Source organism: Cobetia sp. SIMBA_158 (assembly GCF_046566945.1).
Classification (GTDB): Bacteria; Pseudomonadota; Gammaproteobacteria; order Pseudomonadales; family Halomonadaceae; genus Cobetia; species Cobetia amphilecti.
Genome location: NZ_JAWJYL010000005.1, coordinates 234,495 through 255,860, shown reverse-complemented (window position 1 = coordinate 255,860; position 21,366 = coordinate 234,495). Strand labels below are relative to the sequence as shown.

The following is a 21,366-nucleotide window of genomic DNA, read 5'->3' as shown; positions in this document are numbered from 1 at the left end:
ATGCCGCGACCCATGGATGGCCCACAACTGCACCAAGGCCGTAATGGCGAACGAATACCGCGCCCCCTGCCCCGCGCTACACCTCTTGCCAGCGCCTGCTGTCAGCGCCTCATGGCTGCGTCTGCCATCAATGCAGGATCAGCTCAGCACTTCCAGCTTGGCAAAGCCCAGCACCAGCCACTTGTCGCCTTCGCCCTCGAAGCTGATCTGCACGCGCGCACGCTCGCCCTGGCCTTCGGCATTGATGACCACGCCTTCCCCGAACAGCGGATGCCGCACCAGGCTGCCGAGCGAGAGTGCCGGCATGTCGCCATTGGCCTCGACACTCTCCTGACGCGGACCGGAAGGACGGCGATTCGGCGTGGCGCGCTGGGTCGAGACCGGACGCGAGACCTGGCCACGCAGACGCACCTCTTCCATCAGCTCTTCCGGCAGCTCACGCAGGAAGCGCGACGGCCGCTGGAAGGTCTCCTTGCCGTGCATGCGACGCAGCTCGGCGTAGGTCAGGTAGAGGCGCTGCATGGCGCGGGTGACACCGACGTAGCACAGGCGACGCTCTTCCTCGAGACGCCCCGGCTCTTCCAGCGACATCTTGTGCGGGAACAGCCCCTCCTCGACCCCGGCGACGAATACCACCGGGAATTCGAGCCCCTTGGCGGAGTGCAGCGTCATCATCTGCACGCATTCCTCGCCTTCGGCGGCTTCGTGATCGCCGGCATCCAGCGCGGCTTCGGCGAGGAAGGGCTCCAGCGCCTCGGCCCCTTCGCTGGGGGCTTCCGGGTCCATGCGCTCGCCCTGACTGAAGGCACGGCAGGCGTTGACCAGCTCCGAGAGGTTCTCGAGGCGCGCCTGGCCCTTCTCGCCCTTCTCGGCGGCGTGATGCTCACGCAGGCCGGAGACGTGGATGACGTGCTCGACCAGCTCATGCAGCGCCATGCCGGCGGTGTCGTTGTCGAGGCCATCGATGATGTCAGCGAAGGCTCGCACGGCGGTGGCGGCGCGTCCCTTGAGGGCGCCATCGGAGACCGCATCGCTCATCGCCTGCCACATGGTCAGGTTGCCGTAGCGTGCGCGCTCGCGCAGCTGCTCGACGGTGCGCATGCCGATGCCACGCGCCGGCACGTTGATCACGCGCTCCAGGGCGGCATCGTCCTCGCGGTTGTTCATCAGGCGCAGATAGGCGAGCGCGTTCTTGATCTCGAGACGCTCGTAGAAGCGCTGGCCGCCATAGATGCGATACGGCATGCCCTGGCGGATCAGCGTCTCCTCCAGCACGCGTGACTGGGCGTTGGAGCGATACAGGATCGCGATCTCGTCGCGGCTGTAGCCATGCTCATTGACCAGTTCACGGATGGTGTCGGCGATGTAGCGCGACTCGTCGATGTCATTGAAGCCGGCATAGACACGAATGCGCTCGCCGCGGCCGCTGTCGGTCCACAGCTCCTTGCCCATGCGCCCGCCGTTGTGGCTGATCAGGGCGTTGGCGGCCTCCAGAATGGCGCTGGAGGAGCGGTAGTTCTGTTCCAGACGCACCACGCGGGTGTTGGCGAACTCCTCGGTGAAGCGCTGGATGTTCTCGACCCGCGCGCCACGCCAGCCGTAGATGGACTGGTCATCATCGCCGACCACGGTCATGCACTCGCGATCACCGGCCAGCAGCTTCAGCCAGGCGTACTGCAGGGTGTTGGTATCCTGGAACTCGTCGACCAGCAGGTGGGCGAAGCGCTCGCGGTAATGCGCCAGCAGGTGCGGCGTATCGCGCAGCAGCTCCAGCGAGCGCAGCAGCAGCTCACCGAAATCGACCAGGCCGCCGCGTTCACAGGCGAGCTGATAGAGCTCATACATCTCGACCATCTTGCCCATGTAGGCATCGCCATGGGTCTGCACCTGATGGGCGCGCAGACCTTCCTCCTTGCAGCCGGCGATGAAGTACTGGACCTGCTTGGGCGGCCAGCGCTCGTCATCGACGTTGTGCTCCTTGAGCAGCCGCTTGACCATGCGCAGCTGGTCATCGCTGTCGATGATCTGGAAGTGCTCGGGCAGGCGCGCCTCCTGCCAGTGGGTGCGCAGCAGACGGTGACTGATGGAGTGGAAGGTGCCGACCCACATATGGCGCAGGCTGCTGCCATTGAGCGCCTCGAGACGCGTGCGCATCTCCCGCGAGGCCTTGTTGGTGAAGGTCACCGACAGGATGGCGTAGGGCGAGAACTGATATTGGTCCATCAACCAGGCGATGCGGTGAACCAGCACGCGGGTCTTGCCGGAACCGGCCCCCGCCAGTACCAGCATGTTGCCCGGCGGCGCGGACACGGCCTCACGCTGATGCGTGTTGAGGTGATCGAGGAGGGGCGATTCGGACATGCAGGGCTCACCACAGGGCAGAGGAGTCGAGGAGCGGAGCAGCGTGAGATTCGCTGCCCCTGTTCAGGCATCCACCTTATCACAGCGGCCTGCCCTGCTCTTCCCCGCGCCGGCCTTCCTTGCACATACGTACCTTGCACTTGCCTTCAAGACAGATGATGCCCGGGCGGTGCTCAGTGGGTATCGAAGTCGTGGTCGTCGATGCGCAGGGTGGCGAGGCTCTTCTTGACCGCCTCCAGCTGCTCCTTGAGCTTGGGTCCGCGCGCCTTGGCGACACCGACCGCCAGCGTATCGACGATCACCAGGTGCGCGATACGCGAGCTCATCGGGGTGTAGATCTCGGTGTCTTCGTGCACATCGATGTGCAGCGGCAGCGTGACTTCATCCGCCAGTGGCGAGCCACTCGGGCACAGCCCGATGACGGTCGCGCCGGCGTCCCGCGCCAGACGCACGCTGGCGATCAGCGCCTTGGTGCGGCCGGTCTGGGAGATGGCCACCACCACGTCGCGCGGCCCCAGCGTCACCGCTGACATGTTCTGCATGTGCGGGTCGGTGTAGGCGGCGGTGGAGATCTGCAGGCGGAAGAACTTGTGCTGGGCATCGTGAGCCACGGCGCCCGAGGCACCATAGCCGTAGAACTCGACCCGGCTGGCGGAGGCCAGCGAGTGGATGGCGCGCGCGACGGCTTCGGCGTCCAGGCGGTCACGCACCGACAGCAGGGTGCCGATGGTGGAATCGAACAGCGAGTGCGAGAACTCGGCCACGCTGTCGGAGTCATTCATGGAGAACTGGGCGAACTGGGTGCCGGTGGCGAGGCGTTGCGCTAGCTGCAGCTTGAAATCCTGAAAGCCGGCAAAGCCCATTGCCCGACAGAAACGCACGACCGTCGGCTCACTGACCGATGACTCGCTGGCCAGATCGACGATCCGCATGTGAATCACTTCCTCCGGATGGCGAAGGACATAGCGTGCGACCTTTTGTTCAGAGCGGCGGAAATTCTCCATCCGGCTCCTCAGGTCGTCGAAGATGGCATGGCTCACGGCACACTCCTTGCAGACTTCATGGGCATGCCTGAGCTTACGTCATCCCCCCAGGGGTGTCGCCTGCACAGGCAGGCTATAGTCACAATTTTGTCAAGTGAGCTATAGTAAAACGGTGTGGCGCCAGTGAAAGCCCACATCCTTTGGATGCCATGGAGGTCGAATCATGCGTAATTCAGAGCAGGTAGATACGCTCAAGAAAGAGCTTCTCGATATTTTCATGACTCTCGGTGCCGACGAACATCAGGCCCGCAAGAAACAAAGCGCAGTCCGCCATCTCCGCGCCCGTCGTGGAATAGAATTGCACAACGAAATCAAGCGCCTAAGCGAGGATTTAAGCGACATCGAAGTGCTGGAAATGGATACTGAAAGCGATATCGACACCCACTGATTCCAGGCGGGGAGGCGATACGCTCCCCGCCGATCAGTGATGTTTTCACGCTCTGATCCGCCAGGGTTCGGGCTCCATGCGGCACCCTCCACCATCTCTTTCGAGCATGGTCGTACCCCCCTCTCGCGCAATTTCAGCATCATCACCCCTGACTGAAGTGCCTTCTTCGCTGTCATGCCCGGTGTCCTGCTCATCAATCCCGAAATATTCGTTTTTTCTCACCTCATTTTCCGCCCCACCGCTCTTCTTTTGTTTGTCACATTTCTCCTCTATCGCGTGCCGCCATCATCCTTGATGCACCATTTCAGTGCGTATCCGCCGCCATGCGCCTCTCAATACCTGAAACCAGGCTCACGCCTGATGGCGACTTTTCCTCTCGAAAAGGATGAATCTTCTACGTCAAACGAATGACAGACAACGGCCACGCAACGCAGCGCTACCCAGCCATGACGCCTGCCAGGCAAGCGCGCGACCGGGTTGAGATTCTCCAGGCTCAGAAACAGGAAAGGCCCGCCGGATGGCGGGCCTTTCGCATTGCCTGCCATGACAGGCCTGAGGCATGTCATGGCAAGTGTTTCACGAGATCTCTCTATATCTCTCGAGATCTCACGAGACCTACAGGCTGGACGCGAACACCACGACCACACCGATCGGGGCGATATAGCGCGCCACGAAGCTCCACAGCGAGAAGGCCGAGTCGCTCATGTTGAGCTGGCTGCGCACTTCGTCACGGCCCATGAACCAGCCGACGAAGACGATGGTCGCCAGACCGGTCAGCGGCAGCATCAGCTTGCTGGTCGCGTAGTCGAGCAGGTCGAAGATGGTCATGCCTTCGAACTTGGCGAACATGCCCAGCGGCGCCACGTCACTCCACAGGTTGAAGGACAGGATGGTGGCGATGCCCAGCAGCCAGGTGGCGATACCCGCGACCCAGGCCGAGCCGACGCGCGACATCGGCGTCTTCTCTTCCAGCCATTCGACGATGGGCTCCAGCAGCGAGATGCCCGAGGTCCAGGCCGCGAATACCAGCAGCACGAAGAACACCACGCCGAAGACTTCACCGCCCGGCATGTGGCCGAAGGCCAGCGGCAGGGTCTGGAAGATCAGGCCCGGGCCCGCGGCGGCGTCGAGACCGTTGGAGAACACCACCGGGAAGATGGCCAGACCGGCCAGCAGGGCAATGACGGTATCCAGCACCACCACGACCAGCGCGGTACGCCCGATGTTGACGTCATCGGACAGGTAGGAGCCGTAGGCCATCATGATGCCCATGCCCAGTGACAGGGTGAAGAAGGCATGCCCCATGGCCGCCAGCACGCCATCCTTGTCGAGCTTGGAGAAGTCCGGCGTCAGCAGCCAGGCGGCCGCATCAGCGAAGCCATCGGTGGTGGCGGCGTAGCCGACCAGCACGATCAACATCACCGCCAGCAGCGGCATCAGGATCTTGGCGGCACGCTCCAGGCCACCGGCGACCCCGCCGGCCACGACCAGGATCACCATCAGCATGAAGGCACTGTGCCAGGCCAGCAGTGTGGTCGGGTCCCCCAGCAGACCGCCGAACAGGCTACCGGCCGTCTCAGAGGTCAGGGTTTCGAAACTGCCGCTGGCCGCGTCGGCGATGAAGGCCAGCGCCCAGCCGCCGATGACGCTGTAGAAGGACAGGATCAGGTAGGCGCCGAGCACGCCGGCTACCCCGATCAAGACCCAGGCGGGACTGCGTTTGAGCCGGGCACTGATGTGGCTCATGGTCGAGATGGGGTTCTTCTGCCCCAGGCGACCCAGCAGCCATTCCGACATCAGGATCGGCAGACCGATCAGCAGGATGCAGATCAGATAGACGAGGACGAAGGCACCGCCGCCGCTCTCACCTGTCATGTAGGGGAATTTCCAGATATTGCCCAGACCGACGGATGAACCGACGGCAGCCAGGGTAAAGGCCAGGCGAGAAGACCACTGTGCGTGGGAATGCGGTTTGGATGACATGTGAATCCCTGATTCGTCGCGAGGGTGCCAGTCGCTGGTAGCGACTTCGGGCACCTTGTTGTGCTTGTTGCATCATGCTGCCAATGCGGACGGATCATCCGTGGCCAACACGATGGCGTCGCAGGATCACTGCTGTGGTGCTCCCGGCATTCACGCCGACCGGGTAGGTCGTGGGGAATGACAGGCAAGTGCCGATAGGCACGCCGGAACGGGCAGACTGCCCATCTCCGGTAAATATCGCCGCGGTAACGGCAACATGTGGCTAAAGCTACTCGATTGAGGGGCCATCTGCCAGCAAGCCACCATCAGACCATGGCCTCACAGGAGAAACCTCACGGCCAGGTGGAGCGTCAGAACAGGCTGCCCTGCCCCTCTCCCGGAAAGGCCCCGATCAAGGGGCGGTCCAGTTTCGCCAGCACCTGGTTGGCCAACAGGCGTGCCAGCGCGGGTGCTGCCTTGTTGTCCGGTGTATGCACGAAGAGGAACGGACTTTTCCCCTGACTTATCCACAAGAAAAGTCGCTCTACCCAGGGAGCGAACAGTGCCCGGTTGGTAGCTTCATCGTAATGACCGATGAAGCGCACCACGGGATGTTGTCCGCTGGAGAACACATGCAATGGGCGGTGAGGCTTTTCCGAGCGCGCCACCGCAAGGCCCGGATGTGCGGTGGTAGGGCCACTGAAGAGTGGACGCACATCCAGCATCACGCGATCGACTGCGTGAGTTATCAACAAGCGATTCAACTGTCGTTCCGCCTCGCCCTTGGCGAAGAATACCGGGTCGCGGGGCTCCACCGACCAGGCAAGCCCTGCTCCCTTCACCGACTGCAGGAATTGCTCGAGGCGTGGCAGGACTTCCGCCCCGAGGTCACGCGGCAGCTGAATCATGATCGGACCGAGGCGGTCCTTTATCGGCGCCAGGCAATCGAGAAAATCCGCCAGCTCCTGCTCGATGCCCTGCAGGCGCAATTCATGAGTCAGTCGGCCCGGCAACTTGAAGCAGAAGCGAAAATTGGCCGGCGCCTGACGTGCCCAGCTGGCGATGGCAGCAGGCGTGGGTTGGGCATAGAAGCTGGTATTGCCCTCGACGCTATCGAAGACCCGGGCGTAATCCGCCAGATGTTCCCGCGGGCCGCTGCCCGGCAGCAGGCTGCCGCGCCAGTCGTCATTGGCCCACATCGCGAGTCCGAGATGAAGATGCCCCGCCGAGTGCGAGGCATCCGACGGTGCGGAGGCTGCATGAAAATGGTGCATGAAGAGGCCAGAACTAGAGGAATATAAGGGTCAAATAGCCAACAAGCCGAAGAATATCGTCTGCCAGAGCGACGTAAGCACAATAAAAACTGTCATCACGGCGTGCTATGGTCCGCATCCTGCATGACACGTCATTAGGCGGTCCACCCACCGCCCTGACTCCGCTTCCTGCCAGCCACAAGCCGCGCCGGAAGACACTCTTGTTGACTGCCCATACCCCGGAGCCTGTCATGACTGCTTTCCAACGACTCATTCTGCGCGCCAGCGGCAGCCGCTCTCGCGCGGCAAATGCCATCACCCTGCGCAGCCTGATCACGCTCATCGAGGGCTGCCTGCTGGTGGCGCTCGGCGTACGCCTGCTGCAGGCCGGTGGCCTGCTGGTCAGTGGCACTGCCGGCATGTCGTTGCTGGGTGCCGACCTGACAGCACTGAGCTTCGGCAGCCTGTTCTTCCTGATCAACCTGCCCTTCTACGGCCTGGCCTGGAAACAGCTGGGGCTGAATTTCACCCTGCGCACGCTGGGCTGCGTCAGCCTGCTCTCCGTGCTGTCCGATGTGCTGGCGGTCAGCTTGCCGCTGGGCGCCGTCAGCCTGCCGGTCGCGGCGATTGCCGCAGGCCTGTTGATCGGCCTGGGCATCACGCTACTGTTTCGCGAGAACGCCTCGCTGGGCGGCCTGAATATTCTGGCACTACATCTGGAGCGACGCTTCGGCATCCATGCCGGTCGCACCACCTTCGCCTTCGACCTGCTGCTGATCGCGATCGCCGCGCTGGTCTACCCCTGGCCACAGGTCATCTGTTCGGCGCTGGCATTCGCGACACTGTCCTTCGTGCTGGGCCGCTATCATCGCCGCACGCCTCATACCGCACAGCCTGCCTCGCCGGCGCATGACAAGCAGGTGCAGACGGCTCACTAGCGGCGACCGCGCCCCCCATTGGAGGAACCGCGACCCTTGTACGAGGCGCCCTTGCCGGCCGAGCTGTTTTTCCCCGAGCTCGTGTTGCCGTAACTCTTGCTGCTGCCGCCCTTGTTGGCAGAGGTCTTGCTGTTGGCAGAGCCCTTGTTGACAGAGCCCTTGCTGTTGGCCGCGCCCCGCTCATTGCGGCCATCACTGGCATTGCCACGCGTGCGCGGCTTGAGTCCGCTGGCGAGCTTGCCGGCGCCGCCCGCACTCTTGGTGGCATTCCTGCTGGAATTCCTGCCGTCGCTTCTGCCTTCCTGATTGCCACGCCCCGTGGTGCGCTCGTCAGAACGCTCGCGACGCCCTGCACCCTCTTGCTTGGCTCCTGCCTGCTTGGCCCCTGCCTGAGAAGCGCCTGAACGCTGGCCCGCATGGCGTTGATCAGCACCGCGCTGACGTGGCTCGCGTTTATCAGGGCTGCGCTGATCTGAACTGCGCTGACGTGTGTCGCGCTGGCCGGATCCGCTCTTGCCGCCCTCATGACGTCGAGTCCCGCTACGCCGGCCAGCGTCCGTATCCTGGGCGGCGCGCTGATGGCGCGCGGCCGTCGCATGCTGGGAAGGAGGCGGTGCCGCCGCCAGGCGCGAGGCTTCCTCAGTGCCGCTGGAGCCCTCGATCATCTGCTGGATATCCGCCATCTCGCGCTGGGTGAGATACCGCCATTCGCCGACTCCCAGCCCGTCCAGGCTGACATTCATGATGCGCACCCGCTTGAGCTTGAAGACCTCATAGCCCAGCGCCTCACACATGCGACGGATCTGACGGTTGAGGCCCTGGGTCAGGATGATGCGGAACACATAGGTCGAGATCTGCTCGATGCGACACGGCTGGGTGATGGTGTCCAGAATCGGCACGCCAGCGGCCATGCGCTTGAGGAAGTCGCCGTTGATCGGTTTGTCGACCCGCACCACGTATTCCTTCTCATGGGCATTGCCGGCACGCAGGATCTTGTTGACGATATCGCCGTCACTGGTCAGGAAGATCAGGCCATCGGAGGGCTTGTCGAGGCGACCGATCGGGAAGATGCGCTTGGGATGACCGATGTAATCGATGATGTTGCCATCGACATGGCGCTCGGTGGTACAGGTGATGCCCACCGGCTTGTTGAAGGCCAGGTAGACCGCTTCCTGCTTGGCTTTCAATGGCTTGCCATTGACCAGCACCTCATCGCCCGGCGCGACCTTGGTGCCCATTTCGGGCACGACACCATTGATGGTCACTCGTCCTTCGGCGATGTAGCGATCCGCCTCGCGCCGCGAGCAGAAGCCCGTTTCGCTGATGAACTTGTTGAGGCGGGTAAGCGATGCGTCGCGATCAGTCATGGCAGGTCACGTGCGTGCGCCGGGCGATGAACGCGCAGCGGACGGAAGGGGATAAGAAGGCAGGCGCACAGGATACCAAAAACGGCAGCCCTGAGGCTGCCGTTGGCACAATGAGACTGGGCTCATCTGCTGCTGCGCCAGATATGGCGCAGCAGTCTTGCATCGCAAATTACTCGACCGTGACACTCTTGGCCAGGTTGCGCGGCTGATCGACATCGGTGCCCTTGAGCACGGCGACGTGATAGGACAGCAGCTGCAGCGGCAGGGTGTAGAGAATCGGCGCCAGCACTTCGCTGACATGCGGCATGCGCAGCACGCGCACGCCTTCGCTCTCTTCAAGGCTGATGTTCTCATCAGCGAACACGTAAAGCTCGCCGCCACGCGCGCGCACTTCCTGCAGGTTCGACTTGAGCTTCTCGAGCAGCTCGTCGTTCGGTGCCACCGCCACTACCGGCATGTCGGCATCGACCAGTGCCAGCGGGCCGTGTTTCAGCTCACCCGCCGGATAGGCCTCGGCGTGGATGTAGGAGATTTCCTTGAGCTTGAGCGCGCCTTCCAGTGCGATGGGGAACTGGGTACCACGCCCGAGGAACAGCGCATTGTGCTTGTCGGCGAAGGCCTCGGAGAGACGCTCGATCTCGCTGTCCATGGCCAGTGCCTTGGTGACCAGCGACGGCAGCTGACGCAGCTCGCGCACCACCTCGGCTTCACCGGCCTCATCACCGCCACGCACACGACGCAGCGACAGTGTCAGCAGCATCAGGCCGACCAGCTGGGTGGTGAAGGCCTTGGTGGAGGCGACGCCGATTTCCGGGCCGGCCATGGTCATCAGGCTGAGGTCTGACTCCCGCACCAGCGAGCTGCCCGGGACGTTGCAGATCGCCAGACTGCCGAGGAAGCCACCCAGCGACTGGGCATAACGCAGCGCGGACAGCGTATCGGCGGTCTCGCCGGACTGGGACAGAGTGACGAACAGGGTGCCATCGGCGACCACCACCGGACGGTAGCGGAACTCGGAGGCAACCTCGACCGCCGCCGGAATGCCGGCCAGGCGCTCGATCCAGTAACGCGCGACCATGCCGGCGTGGTAGCTGGTACCACAGGCGACGATCTGCACCTGCTTGACCTGGCGGAAGAGGTTTTCCGCCTCGCTGCCGAAGCTGCGCACCAGCACGTGATCACCGTTCAGGCGGCCTTCCAGCGTGGCGGCCAGCACACGCGACTGCTCATGGATTTCCTTGAGCATGAAGTGACGATAATCGCCCTTGGAAGCGGCATCCTGTGCGTGCTCGAAGGTCTGCACCGGACGCTCGTTGGCCTCGGTGACCAGACGCTCGCCCTGCTCGAAGATCTCGATCTGCTCGGCGGTCATGCGCACCAGATCGCCTTCCTTCAGGTAGATGAAGCGATCGGTGACCTGTAGCAGCGCCAGCTGATCGGAGGCCAGGAAGTGCTCGTCGATCCCGACACCGATCACCAGCGGGCTGCCCTGACGCGCGCCGATCAGCACGTCCGGCTGGGCACGATGCACCACGCCCAGCGCGAAGGCGCCATCGAGCAGCGCCACGGCTTTCTGCACCGCGGTCAGAAGGTCCTGACTCAGGGTGTATTCCCGCGCCAGCAGGTGGGCGACCACCTCGGTGTCCGTCTCGGAGGTGAAGACATAACCCTGACCTTCCAGCTCGCGCTTGAGTGTCTCGTAATTCTCGATGATGCCGTTGTGGACCACGGCCAGGCTATCGCCGGACTGGTGCGGGTGGGCATTGGCTTCGCTCGGTGCGCCATGGGTGGCCCAGCGGGTGTGCGCGATGCCGACACGGCCCTTGAGCGGAGCTTCCTCGAGGCGGCTCTGCAGCGCCCCGACCTTGCCCAGCGCGCGCACGCGGTTCAGGCGACCTTCTTCGGAGAGGACGGCCATGCCCGCACTGTCGTAGCCACGGTATTCGAGGCGGTGCAGGCCCTCGAGCAGGATGTTCTGGACGTTACGACTGGCGACGGCGCCGACGATGCCACACATGAGCGATCTCCTTATGCAGTTGCTGGCTCGATGAGCGGGGCGATCAACACCTCGACGCCATGAGCACGAATCTGGTCACGCGCAGCATCAGGCAACGCGTCATCGGTTATCAGGGTACTGACGCTGGACCAGGCCAGCTCCAGGTTGGGAATGCGGCGGCCCAGCTTGTGGGATTCCGCCATCACCACCACTTCACGCGACACCTCGGCCATCACGCGCGACAGGCCGATCAGCTCGTTGAAGGTGGTGGTGCCACGCTCGAGATCGAGACCATCCGCGCCGAGAAACACCTGATCAAAGTCATAGCTGCGCAGCACCTGCTCCGCCACCTGACCCTGGAAGGAATCGGAGTGCGGGTCCCAGGTGCCACCGGTCATCAGCAGCACCGGCTCGTTTTCCAGCTCGCGGATGGCATTGGCCACGCTCAGCGAGTTGGTCATCACGATCAGGTCATCCCGGCCCTTGAGCTCGGGAATCAACACCACCGTGGTGGTGCCGCTGTCGATGATGATGCGCTGGTGCGCGCGGATACGGCTCGCGGCGAGACGGGCGATGGCCTGCTTGGCGGCGCTGACCGGCTCGTCATGCACCAGCAGCTCACGCGGCATGGCCACGGCGCCGCCATAGCGTCTGAGCAGCAGGCCACTCTTCTCGAGGAAGGCCAGGTCCTTGCGGATGGTGACCTCCGAGGTGGCAAGCTCCCGCGCCAGTGCCTCGACACTGACCTCACCGTCACGCGCCAGCTGATCAAGGATCTGGTGACGCCGTTGTGGTGTCAGTCGCTTTGACATCGGGGATCCCCATAAAGTTTCGAACCGAAAGATAAGAGAGATGAATCGAAACATCAAGTGAAAGGCGCTTGAGGATGAGACGATTCACTCCCGGCAGGCCGTCCAGTACAACCGGCCGTGACGAAAAACGGGGAGACACCTGTCGGTGCCTCCCCGCCGGTGATGCTCATCTCCCCTCAGGGGCAAGCATCGCTACCACAGCTGCCGATCACTTCTTGGTCGGACGCGGCCATTCCGGCTTGTCGATACGCTTGCCACGCGCCACGCTCAGCGCGCCCTCGGCGACATCGCGGCTCAAGGTAGAACCGGCACCCACGGTGGCACCGGCACCGATCTTGAGCGGTGCCACCAGCGCCGAGTTGGAGCCGATGAAGGCATTGGCGCCGATTTCGGTGCGGAACTTGTTGGCACCATCGTAGTTGCAGGTGATGGTGCCGGCGCCGACATTGACGGCCTCACCGAGGGTGGCATCGCCGACATAGCTCAGGTGATTGATCTTGGCATCGACACCGACCTGGGCATTCTTGGTCTCGACGAAGTTGCCGATGCGTGCGCCACGCGCAAGCTCGGTGCCCGGACGCAGACGCGCGAACGGACCGACATTGTTGTCGCCTTCCAGCACGGCGCCGTCGATGACGCTGTGCGGCGCGATGTTGGCGCCGGCACCGATGGTGGCATTGCGGATCACGCAGTGGGCGCCGATGACCACATCATCCGCCAGGGTGACGTCGCCTTCGAAGATGCAGCCGACATCGATGCTGATGTCAGTGCCGATGGTCAGATTGCCGCGCACGTCGATGCGTGACGGATCGGCCAGGCTGGCGCCTTCGGTCATCAGGCGGTTGGCCTCACGACGCTGGAAGGCACGCTCGAGATCGGCCAGCTGCAGGCGGTTGTTGACGCCTTGCACTTCCTCGACCGCCGCCGGCTGGGCGGTGGCGATGTTGACGCCTTCGCTGGCTGCCATGGCGATGATGTCGGTCAGGTAGTACTCGCCCTGGGCATTGTCGGCGGACAGCGCCGGCAGCCAGCGCTTGAGCTGGGCACCGGTGGTGGCGAGGATACCGGTGTTGCCTTCCTGGATGGCCAGCTGCTCCGGCGTGGCATCCTTGTGCTCGACGATGGCGCTGACGCGGCCTTCGGCGTCACGCACGATACGGCCATAGCCTGTCGGGTCTTCCAGAATCACCGTCAGCAGGCCCAGAGTCTGCTCACTGACTTCGGCCAGCAGCGCTTCGAGGGTCTCGCGACGAATCAGCGGCACATCGCCATACAGGATCAGCACCTTGCCATCACCGATGGCGTCGAGTGACTGGGCCACGGCGTGACCGGTGCCCTTCTGCTCTGCCTGCACCGCGAAGCTGGCACCGGTATCGGCCAGCTGCTGCTGGACGCGCTCACCACCATGACCGATGACGACATTCAGATGCGCACCGTCCAGGCCTGCAGCGGTGTCAGCCACATGACGCACCATCGCCTTGCCTGCCAACGGGTGCAGCACCTTCGGCAATTTGGAACGCATGCGGGTGCCCTGGCCTGCGGCAAGAATGACGACGTCGGTACGCTCTGCGCTGCTCATCGGTGAACTCCTGTAGAAAGCGGGTCTTCATACCTGAAGCCCTGAAAATAGTGGCGCCATGATAGCAGCTGATCCGTGACCTGCCAGTGACGAGGTTTACCCACGGGACTGTCGCCGAGAACAGACCCGAGAAAGTAGCAGTGCTCCCGCAAGAGCTCTCAGCCAAGCGGCTCAGTACTCAAGGCACTGGCGAATGAGCACGCTCAGCCCTGAATCGCGCCAGGCTGCCCCAGTGGCAGACGGGTAATCCCCTGGTGACGAGCACAAAAAAAGGCGACCCGAAGGTCGCCTCTTTCCTGTCACTGGCCGTCATGGCCCAGTGCATCTCAGCGCGTGTGACGACGCATCTGCTGCACGGTGCGCAGCTTGGCCATCGCCTCGGCCAGTTCGGCCGTGGCGCGTGAGTATTCCAGTTCGGAAGCCTGGTCGTTCATGGCCTTCAAGGCCACTTCCTTGGCTTCCTGGGCTGCCGCCTCATCCAGATCGTCGGCACGTACTGCGGTGTCGGCGAGGACTGAAACGAGGTTCGGCTGCACTTCGAGGAATCCGCCACTGACGTAGTAGATTTCCTCGGCCCCACCCTGACGCTGAACGCGAATCGGGCCGGGTTGCAGCTCGGTCAGCAGCGGAGCGTGACTCGGCATGATGCCGAGGTCACCTTCGCTGCCGGCAGCCACGAGACGCTCGACCAGGCCGGAAAAGATGCCTTTCTCAGCGCTGACGATGTCGCAATGGACGCTCATAGCCATACCTGTTTCCTCATGCCTGAACAGGGAAATTACATGCCCTTGGCTTTCTCGACAGCTTCGTCGATGGTGCCGACCATGTAGAACGCCTGCTCCGGCAGTGCGTCATATTCGCCGTCCAGGATACCCTGGAAGCCGCGGATGGTGTCCTTGAGGGACACGTACTTGCCCGGCGCGCCGGTGAAGATTTCCGCAACGAAGAACGGCTGTGACAGGAAGCGCTGGATCTTGCGCGCACGTGCCACGGTCTGCTTGTCTTCGTCAGACAGCTCGTCCATCCCGAGGATGGCGATGATGTCTTTCAGCTCCTTGTAGCGCTGCAACACACCCTGAACGTTACGGGCAGTGTTGTAGTGCTCTTCGCCAACGACCAGCGGGTCGAGCTGACGAGAGGTGGAGTCGAGCGGGTCAACGGCCGGATAGATACCCAGCTCGGCAATCTGACGGGACAGTACGACAGTCGCGTCAAGGTGCGAGAAGGTGGTCGCCGGAGACGGATCGGTCAAGTCATCCGCGGGGACGTAAACGGCCTGCACGGAAGTGATCGAGCCAGTCTTGGTAGAAGTGATGCGTTCCTGCAGGACGCCCATCTCTTCCGCCAGAGTCGGCTGATAACCTACCGCGGACGGCATACGACCCAGCAGTGCGGACACTTCGGTCCCCGCCAGGGTGTAACGATAGATGTTGTCGACGAACAGCAGAACGTCACGACCTTCGTCACGGAACTTCTCGGCGATGGTCAGACCGGTCAGTGCCACGCGCAGACGGTTACCCGGCGGCTCGTTCATCTGGCCATAGACCAAGGCAACCTTGTCGAGAACGTTGGATTCCTTCATTTCGTGGAAGAAATCGTTACCTTCACGAGTACGCTCACCCACGCCCGCGAACACGGAATAACCGCTGTGCTCGGTGGCGATGTTGCGGATCAGCTCCATCATGTTGACGGTCTTGCCGACACCGGCGCCGCCGAACAGACCGACCTTGCCGCCCTTGGCGAACGGGCAGACCAGGTCGATGACCTTGATGCCGGTTTCCAGAAGCTCGTTGGACGCTGCCTGTTCCGCGAAGCTCGGGGCTGCACGGTGAATCGGCATGTGCTCTTCAGCACCCACGTCGCCAGCTTCGTCGATCGGCTGACCCAGCACGTTCATGATGCGACCCAGAGTCGCCGTGCCGACCGGCACGGAGATCGGAGCACCGGTGCTCTCAACTGCGAGACTGCGCTTGAGGCCTTCGGTCGAACCCATTGCGATAGTACGGACCACGCCGTCGCCCAGCTGCTGCTGGACTTCGAGTACGGTCTCGCTATCGGCGACGTTCAGGGCGTCGTAGACCTTGGGCACTGCGTCCCGCGGAAACTCGACGTCAATCACCGCGCCGATGATTTGTACGATACGTCCGCTCATTCCTGGTTCCTCTTAAACCTGCGATTGAAACCTGCTTGCCTGTTGCCACGCTGTCATCAGACGGCGGCGGCACCGGATACGATCTCGGAGATTTCCTGAGTGATCGCTGCCTGGCGGGCCTTGTTGTAGACCAGCTGAAGGTCGTCGATCAGGTCGCCGGCGTTATCGGTCGCACTCTTCATTGCGATCATTCGCGCTGCCTGTTCGCAGGCGATGTTCTCGACCACGGCCTGGTAGACCTGGGCCTCGACATAGCGCTTGAGCAGCTTGTCGAGCAACGAGACGGCATCCGGCTCATACAGGTAGTCCCATGTAGTGGGACCGGTTTCTTCGTCATTCAGATCAGCTTCGAGAGGAAGCAGCTGACGCACGACCGGCTTCTGCGTCATGGTGTTGACGAACTCGTTGAACACCACGTACAGACGGTCGAGGCTGCCCTCGTCGAATGCGTCCAGCATGGCCTTGACGCTACCGATCAGATCCTGGGTACCCGGGGAATCCCCGAGACCGGACTTGGCGGCAAGCAGGTTGCCACCGTAGTTGCGGAAGAAGGTACCGGCCTTGGAGCCGAGGGCACAGAAGTCCACCTCGACACCCTGGTCGCGCCAGCTCTTCGCATGCTTGGTGACAGCCTTGAACAGATTGGCGTTCAGGCCACCACACAGGCCGCGATCACTGGAGACCACGATATAACCGACACGCTTCACATCGCGTTCCATCAGATACGGATGGCGATATTCCGGGTTGGCCCGGGCGATGTGTCCTACAACCTTGCGGATCTGATGAGCATAAGGCTGGCTGGCCGCCATGCGATCCTGCGCTTTACGCATCTTGGACGCAGCCACCATTTCCATGGCGCTGGTGATCTTTTGCGTATTTTTGATGCTCCCGATCTGGGAGCGAATCTCTTTTGCAGCTGCCATAGCGATCTGCCTTATTCATGCCACCCGAAGGGAAACGACAGGGCCCGAACTGGCCGGGCCATGCCACTTACCAGCTTTGAGTCGCCTTGAACTTCTCGACGCCAGCCTTGAGACCATTCTTGATCTCGTCATCGTAGCCGCCGGACTGATTGATCTTGTCCAGAAGATCCGCGTGCTCGGAGCGCATGAAGTCCAGCAGCGCCTTCTCGAAGCCCAGCACCTTGGCGACGTCGACGTCATCCAGGTAGCCTTCGTTGGCCGCGAACAGCGAGATCGCCATGTCGGCCACGGACATCGGAGAGTACTGCTTCTGCTTCATCAGCTCGGTGACACGCTGACCATGCTCGAGCTGCTTGCGGGTCGCTTCGTCCAGATCAGAGGCGAACTGGGAGAAAGCTGCCAGCTCACGGTACTGAGCCAGTGCCAGACGCACACCACCACCCAACTTCTTGATGATCTTGGTCTGAGCAGCACCACCGACACGGGAAACAGACAGACCCGCGTTGATGGACGGACGGATACCGGAGTTGAACAGGCTGGTCTCGAGGAAGATCTGACCGTCGGTGATGGAGATCACGTTGGTCGGAACGAACGCAGACACGTCGCCACCCTGGGTCTCGATGATCGGCAGCGCAGTCAGGGAGCCGGTCTTGCCTTTCACTTCACCCTTGGTGAACTGCTCGACATAATCGGCGTTGACGCGTGCGGAACGCTCAAGCAGACGGGAGTGGAGATAGAAGACGTCACCCGGGTAGGCTTCACGGCCCGGCGGACGCTTGAGCAGCAGGGAGATCTGACGATACGCCCATGCCTGCTTGGTCAGATCGTCATAGACGATCATCGCGTCTTCACCGCGGTCGCGGAAGTACTCACCCATGGTGCAACCGGCGTACGGTGCCAGGAACAGCATGGCAGCCGGGTCGGAAGCGCCAGCAGCGACGATGATGGTGTGTTCCATCGCACCGTGCTCTTCGAGCTTGCGCACGACGTTGGCAATGGTGGACTGCTTCTGGCCGACGGCGACGTAGACGCAGGTAATGCCCTTGCCCTTCTGATTGATGATGGCATCAATCGCGATGGCGGACTTACCAATCTGACGGTCACCGATGATCAGCTCGCGCTGACCACGACCGATCGGCACCATGGCATCGATGGACTTCAGACCTGTCTGCACCGGCTGGTCGACCGGCTCACGGGCGATGACGCCCGGAGCGACCTTCTCAACCGCGTCAGTCAGCTTGGCGTCGATCGGGCCTTTGCCGTCAATCGGGTTACCCAGCGCGTCGACCACACGGCCGACCATTTCCGGGCCTACCGGCACTTCGAGGATACGACCGGTGCACTGCGCGGTCATGCCCTCTTCGAGCTGGAGGTAGTCACCCAGAACGACAGCACCGACGCTGTCGCGCTCAAGGTTAAGCGCCATACCAAAGACGCCACCCGGGAATTCAATCATCTCACCGAACATGACGTCTGCGAGGCCGTGGATCTGCACGATGCCGTCGGAGACGCTGACGATGGTGCCCTGATTACGGGCTTCGGATGCGACGTCAAGCTTTTCGATACGCTGCTTGATGATGTCGCTGATCTCGGAAGGATTCAGTTGCTGCATGCCATGTCCCTCGGACTCAGGAGTTCAGTGCTTCGGAAAGCCGGGCCAGCTTGCCGCGCACGGAGCCGTCAATGACGGTATCTCCGGCACGGATGATGACGCCGCCGAGCAGCGTACTATCCACCTGAGTGGTAATGGAGATGTCGCGGTTCAGACGCTTGCGCAGGGCAGTGGCGAGCTTTTCTTCCTGCTCACTCTCCAGTGCAAAGGCAGACACCAGGGTCACCTCGACACGCTGTTCCTGCTCGGCCTTCTGGGCCTCGAACAATTCGGCCACGGAGGGCAGGGCCGCAAGGCGGTCCTGCTCACCGAGAGTCCGGATGAAGTTGCGGGCGCTGTCATCCAGCGCCTCACCGCACACGTCCAGGAAGGTGCCAACCTTGTGCTCGGTGGAGAGCTTGGGGTTGTCGAGCACCGCCTTGACGTTTGCGTCGACAGCGACGAGTGCCGCTGTCGACAACATGCCGGACCAGGCCTCTAGCGCCTGCTGGCCGCGTGCAAACTCGAACGCCGCCTTGGCGTACGGGCGAGCCGCGGTGGAGGTAGACGTTTCAGCCATGGAATCAGTCTCCTCAGAGCTCGGCAGCGAGCTTGTCAATCAGCTCGCGGTGCTTGGCTTCGTCGATGGAGGATTCCAGGATGCGCTCGGCGCCGACCACTGCAAGAGCAGCGACCTGACCACGGAGCTCGTCCTTGGCCTGGTTGATCTCCTGGGAGATTTCGGCACGGGCCTGCGCAACGAGACGCTCGCCTTCCGCACGTGCAGTTTCACGTGCTTCCTCGATCATCTGGTTGGAGCGCTTATGGGTCTGCTCAATGATGCGTGCTGCTTCATCCTTGCTTTCCCGCAGAGTCTCGGTGGCTTTTTCCTGCGCCAGTTCGAGGTCACGGGTAGCACGGCTGGCAGCATCCAGACCATCTGCAATCTTCTTCTGACGTTCTGCCAGAGCCTGTGTGACCGGCGGCCAGACATACTTCATGCAGAAATAAACGAAGACCGCAAAGGCGATGGCCTGACCAATCAGGGTTAAGTTCAGATTCACGCCAGCACCTCTCGCTTCACGATTGTTGGGTCAAAAACACGGTAGGCCGGAGGCCAGCCGATGTTTAACCGACAAACGGGTTGGCGAAGGTGAAGAACAGCGCGATACCAACACCGATCATGGTCACGGCATCCAGCAGACCAGCGACGATGAACATCTTGACCTGCAGCTGCGGGATCATTTCCGGCTGACGCGCTGCGCCTTCCAGGAACTTGCCACCGAGGATACCGAAACCGATGGCGGTGCCCAGGGCGCCCAGGCCGATCAGCAGGGAGACGGCGATAGCGGTCATGCCAAGAACTTGTGCTTCCATTGTGGAACTCCAGTTTTAGTCAAGTTTAAGTCAAGGGTTGAGGGTGTGAGCAGAGCTCGGAAATCTTGCCCCACGCCACGGATGGCGTGGGGCGAATTACATCAGTGGTCTTCGCTGGCCATGCTCAGGTAGACGATGGTCAGCATCATGAAGATGAATGCCTGCAGGGTGATGACCAGGATATGGAAGACCGCCCACGGGAAGTGCAGGGGCAGCTGCCAGATACCGACCAGCGAGATCAGGATGAAGATCAGCTCGCCTGCATACATGTTACCGAACAGACGCAGCGCCAGAGAGATCGGCTTGGCGATCAGCGTCACGAACTCAAGCAGGAAGTTGACCGGAATAAGCGCGATCTGTGCCAGCTTGTTCGGGGTGTTGAACGGGTGCAGCGTCAGTTCGGCCAGGAAACCCTTGAGGCCCTTGACGCGAATGGAATAGAAGATGATCAGCGCGAACACGGACAGTGACATGCCCAGCGTGGCATTGATGTCAGTGGACGGCACCACCTTGAAGAACACGTGAGCCGGATCGGCGCCGAACATCTCACCGACCTTGGCAGCAACGCCAGGCAGCCAGTCGACGGGGATCAAGTCCATCAGGTTCATCAGGAAGATCCAGCAGAAGATCGTCAGTGACAGCGGTGCGATCAGGCGTGAACGACCGTGGAAGGTCTCACGCACGGACTGATCGACGAACTCGACCATCAATTCGACGAAGTTCTGCAGACCGCTGGGAACGCCAGTGGTGGCGGACTTGGCGACCTTGCGGAACAGGCACAGGAAGATCAGGCCCAGACCGATGGACCAGCCCATGGTATCCAGGTGAATGGCCCAGAATCCCATGTCGGCCGCTTCCTGAGCGCTGTGCGCCAGTGACCATCCGTGTTCCGGGTGGTTGCCGTACGTCAGATTCTGCAGGTGGTGCTGAATATATTCGGAGGGACTCGGGTTGGTGCCTGCCATGACTCTGCCTCAGGTTCGTGTGTACGGTGTTCGCTTCACCAGCCAGGGGCCCAGCCAGTGAACCGCCATTGCCGCCACGTAAGCGCAAAAAAATAAAGCGGGGTTTGAGGGCGGCACTGCAATGAAGAAGAACGCAAACAATACGGCCGTCAAACCGAACTTACCGGCCTCGGCCTGATAGAAGGCCTTGACCATTGCCTGGGCGTAGCGTGCACCGGTCACACGCAGTGAACGCCAGGCGAAAAACAGATTGGGCAGCAGGCAGACCAGCCCACCACACAGCGCGGAAAGCGCCGCACCACTGCCTTTCATAACTCCCGCCAGCAAGACGGCAATCACGATGACCAGCGCCTGGCCCCAGAGCAATCGAGCCACCTGAGGGCGTTGTAGAGCAGCGGGTGTCGTCTTGTGCATCTTGGACCTGTGTCTCGCAATGATGGCCTTCGCCATTTCTGGCGCTGCGCTGGACACAGCCCGGGAGCAAACTCGCCGGATTATAGGGGAGCGCTTCACCGCCATCAACCAAACGACAAGCTAAATTCCTTGATCTTTCGCAAGCTTACGACCAAAGCCTCACTATCTTGCGGGAAACCGATGACAGTTTGCTTACGTTGACAGTCGCTTGCGGTGCGAGCGACACAGGGTTGCATGAATCACAA

19 protein-coding genes are annotated in these 21,366 nt (G+C 62.0%); 2 read left to right on the top strand and 17 right to left on the bottom strand.

Annotated elements, in window-relative coordinates; all coding sequences use genetic code 11:
- Positions 1-138 precede the first annotated feature (138 nt).
- Entirely contained in the window at positions 139-2,361 is a 2,223-nt protein-coding gene (uvrD, locus tag R2R70_RS10480) for a DNA helicase II (RefSeq protein WP_043331731.1), read from the bottom strand.
- A gap of 173 nt (positions 2,362-2,534) precedes the next feature.
- A complete protein-coding gene (gene hexR, locus R2R70_RS10475; RefSeq protein WP_043331730.1) occupies positions 2,535-3,401 on the bottom strand; it encodes a transcriptional regulator HexR in 867 nt (288 codons plus the stop codon).
- Positions 3,402-3,567: 166 nt separating this feature from the next.
- On the opposite strand from hexR, the gene R2R70_RS10470 reads away from it, so the two are divergent.
- Positions 3,568-3,792: a PA3496 family putative envelope integrity protein gene (locus tag R2R70_RS10470; RefSeq protein WP_043331728.1), complete on the top strand. Its 225-nt coding sequence runs from the start codon at positions 3,568-3,570 to the stop codon at positions 3,790-3,792.
- A gap of 615 nt (positions 3,793-4,407) precedes the next feature.
- Here R2R70_RS10470 and R2R70_RS10465 read toward each other — a convergent pair.
- A complete protein-coding gene (locus tag R2R70_RS10465) occupies positions 4,408-5,775 on the bottom strand; it encodes a sodium-dependent transporter (RefSeq protein WP_410977951.1) in 1,368 nt (455 codons plus the stop codon).
- 350 nt (positions 5,776-6,125) lie between these two features.
- Positions 6,126-7,028, bottom strand: a complete 903-nt coding sequence (locus R2R70_RS10460; protein ID WP_410977950.1) for a DUF72 domain-containing protein — start codon at positions 7,026-7,028, stop codon at positions 6,126-6,128.
- Positions 7,029-7,258: 230 nt separating this feature from the next.
- On the opposite strand from R2R70_RS10460, the gene R2R70_RS10455 reads away from it, so the two are divergent.
- Positions 7,259-7,945, top strand: coding sequence for a YitT family protein (locus R2R70_RS10455; protein ID WP_084589236.1), 687 nt, complete (start codon positions 7,259-7,261; stop codon positions 7,943-7,945).
- Here the strand turns inward: R2R70_RS10455 and rluF are convergent.
- The 13 genes from rluF to R2R70_RS10390 all read right to left on the bottom strand — a co-directional run bounded on the left by rluF (position 7,942) and on the right by R2R70_RS10390 (position 21,082).
- Positions 7,942-9,312: a 23S rRNA pseudouridine(2604) synthase RluF gene (rluF, locus tag R2R70_RS10450; RefSeq protein ID WP_410977949.1), complete on the bottom strand. Its 1,371-nt coding sequence runs from the start codon at positions 9,310-9,312 to the stop codon at positions 7,942-7,944. The genes R2R70_RS10455 and rluF overlap by 4 nt on opposite strands.
- Positions 9,313-9,481: 169 nt before the next feature.
- Positions 9,482-11,329 carry a glutamine--fructose-6-phosphate transaminase (isomerizing) gene (gene glmS, locus R2R70_RS10445; protein ID WP_043331725.1) on the bottom strand — a complete coding sequence of 616 codons (1,848 nt, stop codon included), beginning with the start codon at positions 11,327-11,329 and terminating at the stop codon, positions 9,482-9,484.
- 11 nt (positions 11,330-11,340) lie between these two features.
- Positions 11,341-12,120, bottom strand: coding sequence for a DeoR/GlpR family DNA-binding transcription regulator (locus tag R2R70_RS10440; RefSeq protein WP_043331724.1), 780 nt, complete (start codon positions 12,118-12,120; stop codon positions 11,341-11,343).
- A 208-nt stretch (positions 12,121-12,328) separates the two neighbouring features.
- On the bottom strand, positions 12,329-13,699 hold the full coding sequence (gene glmU / locus R2R70_RS10435; RefSeq protein WP_131431063.1) for a bifunctional UDP-N-acetylglucosamine diphosphorylase/glucosamine-1-phosphate N-acetyltransferase GlmU: 1,371 nt from the start codon (positions 13,697-13,699) through the stop codon (positions 12,329-12,331).
- 326 nt (positions 13,700-14,025) lie between these two features.
- On the bottom strand, positions 14,026-14,448 hold the full coding sequence (locus R2R70_RS10430; RefSeq protein ID WP_410977948.1) for a F0F1 ATP synthase subunit epsilon: 423 nt from the start codon (positions 14,446-14,448) through the stop codon (positions 14,026-14,028).
- Between the two features lie 29 nt (positions 14,449-14,477).
- Positions 14,478-15,851, bottom strand: a complete 1,374-nt coding sequence (atpD, locus tag R2R70_RS10425) for a F0F1 ATP synthase subunit beta (RefSeq protein WP_043331716.1) — start codon at positions 15,849-15,851, stop codon at positions 14,478-14,480.
- 56 nt (positions 15,852-15,907) lie between these two features.
- Entirely contained in the window at positions 15,908-16,774 is an 867-nt protein-coding gene (gene atpG / locus R2R70_RS10420; RefSeq protein ID WP_043331714.1) for a F0F1 ATP synthase subunit gamma, read from the bottom strand.
- Positions 16,775-16,841: 67 nt separating this feature from the next.
- Complete coding sequence (gene atpA / locus R2R70_RS10415) at positions 16,842-18,386, bottom strand: F0F1 ATP synthase subunit alpha (protein ID WP_043331712.1); 1,545 nt, start codon at positions 18,384-18,386, stop codon at positions 16,842-16,844.
- 16 nt (positions 18,387-18,402) lie between these two features.
- The gene (locus R2R70_RS10410) at positions 18,403-18,945 is read right to left on the bottom strand and encodes a F0F1 ATP synthase subunit delta (protein WP_043331710.1); all 543 of its coding nucleotides are present in this window, start codon (positions 18,943-18,945) and stop codon (positions 18,403-18,405) included.
- Positions 18,946-18,958: 13 nt separating this feature from the next.
- Positions 18,959-19,429, bottom strand: coding sequence for a F0F1 ATP synthase subunit B (locus R2R70_RS10405; protein ID WP_043331708.1), 471 nt, complete (start codon positions 19,427-19,429; stop codon positions 18,959-18,961).
- 64 nt (positions 19,430-19,493) lie between these two features.
- Positions 19,494-19,742, bottom strand: a complete 249-nt coding sequence (gene atpE, locus R2R70_RS10400) for a F0F1 ATP synthase subunit C (RefSeq protein WP_011508579.1) — start codon at positions 19,740-19,742, stop codon at positions 19,494-19,496.
- Positions 19,743-19,843: 101 nt separating this feature from the next.
- The gene (atpB, locus tag R2R70_RS10395) at positions 19,844-20,707 is read right to left on the bottom strand and encodes a F0F1 ATP synthase subunit A (protein WP_043331706.1); all 864 of its coding nucleotides are present in this window, start codon (positions 20,705-20,707) and stop codon (positions 19,844-19,846) included.
- A 9-nt stretch (positions 20,708-20,716) separates the two neighbouring features.
- Positions 20,717-21,082, bottom strand: a complete 366-nt coding sequence (locus tag R2R70_RS10390; RefSeq protein ID WP_253063615.1) for an ATP synthase subunit I — start codon at positions 21,080-21,082, stop codon at positions 20,717-20,719.
- Positions 21,083-21,366 lie beyond the last annotated feature (284 nt).

Bases quoted from the DNA above. Each gene is read 5' to 3' on its own strand.
- uvrD (WP_043331731.1), bottom strand. From the start codon at position 2,361: ATGTCCGAATCGCCCCTCCTCGATCACCTCAACACGCATCAGCGTGAG.
- R2R70_RS10470 (WP_043331728.1), top strand. From the start codon at position 3,568: ATGCGTAATTCAGAGCAGGTAGATACGCTCAAGAAAGAGCTTCTCGAT.
- R2R70_RS10465 (WP_410977951.1), bottom strand. From the start codon at position 5,775: ATGTCATCCAAACCGCATTCCCACGCACAGTGGTCTTCTCGCCTGGCC.
- R2R70_RS10460 (WP_410977950.1), bottom strand. From the start codon at position 7,028: ATGCACCATTTTCATGCAGCCTCCGCACCGTCGGATGCCTCGCACTCG.
- R2R70_RS10455 (WP_084589236.1), top strand. From the start codon at position 7,259: ATGACTGCTTTCCAACGACTCATTCTGCGCGCCAGCGGCAGCCGCTCT.
- rluF (WP_410977949.1), bottom strand. From the start codon at position 9,312: ATGACTGATCGCGACGCATCGCTTACCCGCCTCAACAAGTTCATCAGC.
- glmS (WP_043331725.1), bottom strand. From the start codon at position 11,329: ATGTGTGGCATCGTCGGCGCCGTCGCCAGTCGTAACGTCCAGAACATC.
- R2R70_RS10440 (WP_043331724.1), bottom strand. From the start codon at position 12,120: ATGTCAAAGCGACTGACACCACAACGGCGTCACCAGATCCTTGATCAG.
- glmU (WP_131431063.1), bottom strand. From the start codon at position 13,699: ATGAGCAGCGCAGAGCGTACCGACGTCGTCATTCTTGCCGCAGGCCAG.
- R2R70_RS10430 (WP_410977948.1), bottom strand. From the start codon at position 14,448: ATGGCTATGAGCGTCCATTGCGACATCGTCAGCGCTGAGAAAGGCATC.
- atpD (WP_043331716.1), bottom strand. From the start codon at position 15,851: ATGAGCGGACGTATCGTACAAATCATCGGCGCGGTGATTGACGTCGAG.
- atpG (WP_043331714.1), bottom strand. From the start codon at position 16,774: ATGGCAGCTGCAAAAGAGATTCGCTCCCAGATCGGGAGCATCAAAAAT.
- atpA (WP_043331712.1), bottom strand. From the start codon at position 18,386: ATGCAGCAACTGAATCCTTCCGAGATCAGCGACATCATCAAGCAGCGT.
- R2R70_RS10410 (WP_043331710.1), bottom strand. From the start codon at position 18,945: ATGGCTGAAACGTCTACCTCCACCGCGGCTCGCCCGTACGCCAAGGCG.
- atpE (WP_011508579.1), bottom strand. From the start codon at position 19,742: ATGGAAGCACAAGTTCTTGGCATGACCGCTATCGCCGTCTCCCTGCTG.
- atpB (WP_043331706.1), bottom strand. From the start codon at position 20,707: ATGGCAGGCACCAACCCGAGTCCCTCCGAATATATTCAGCACCACCTG.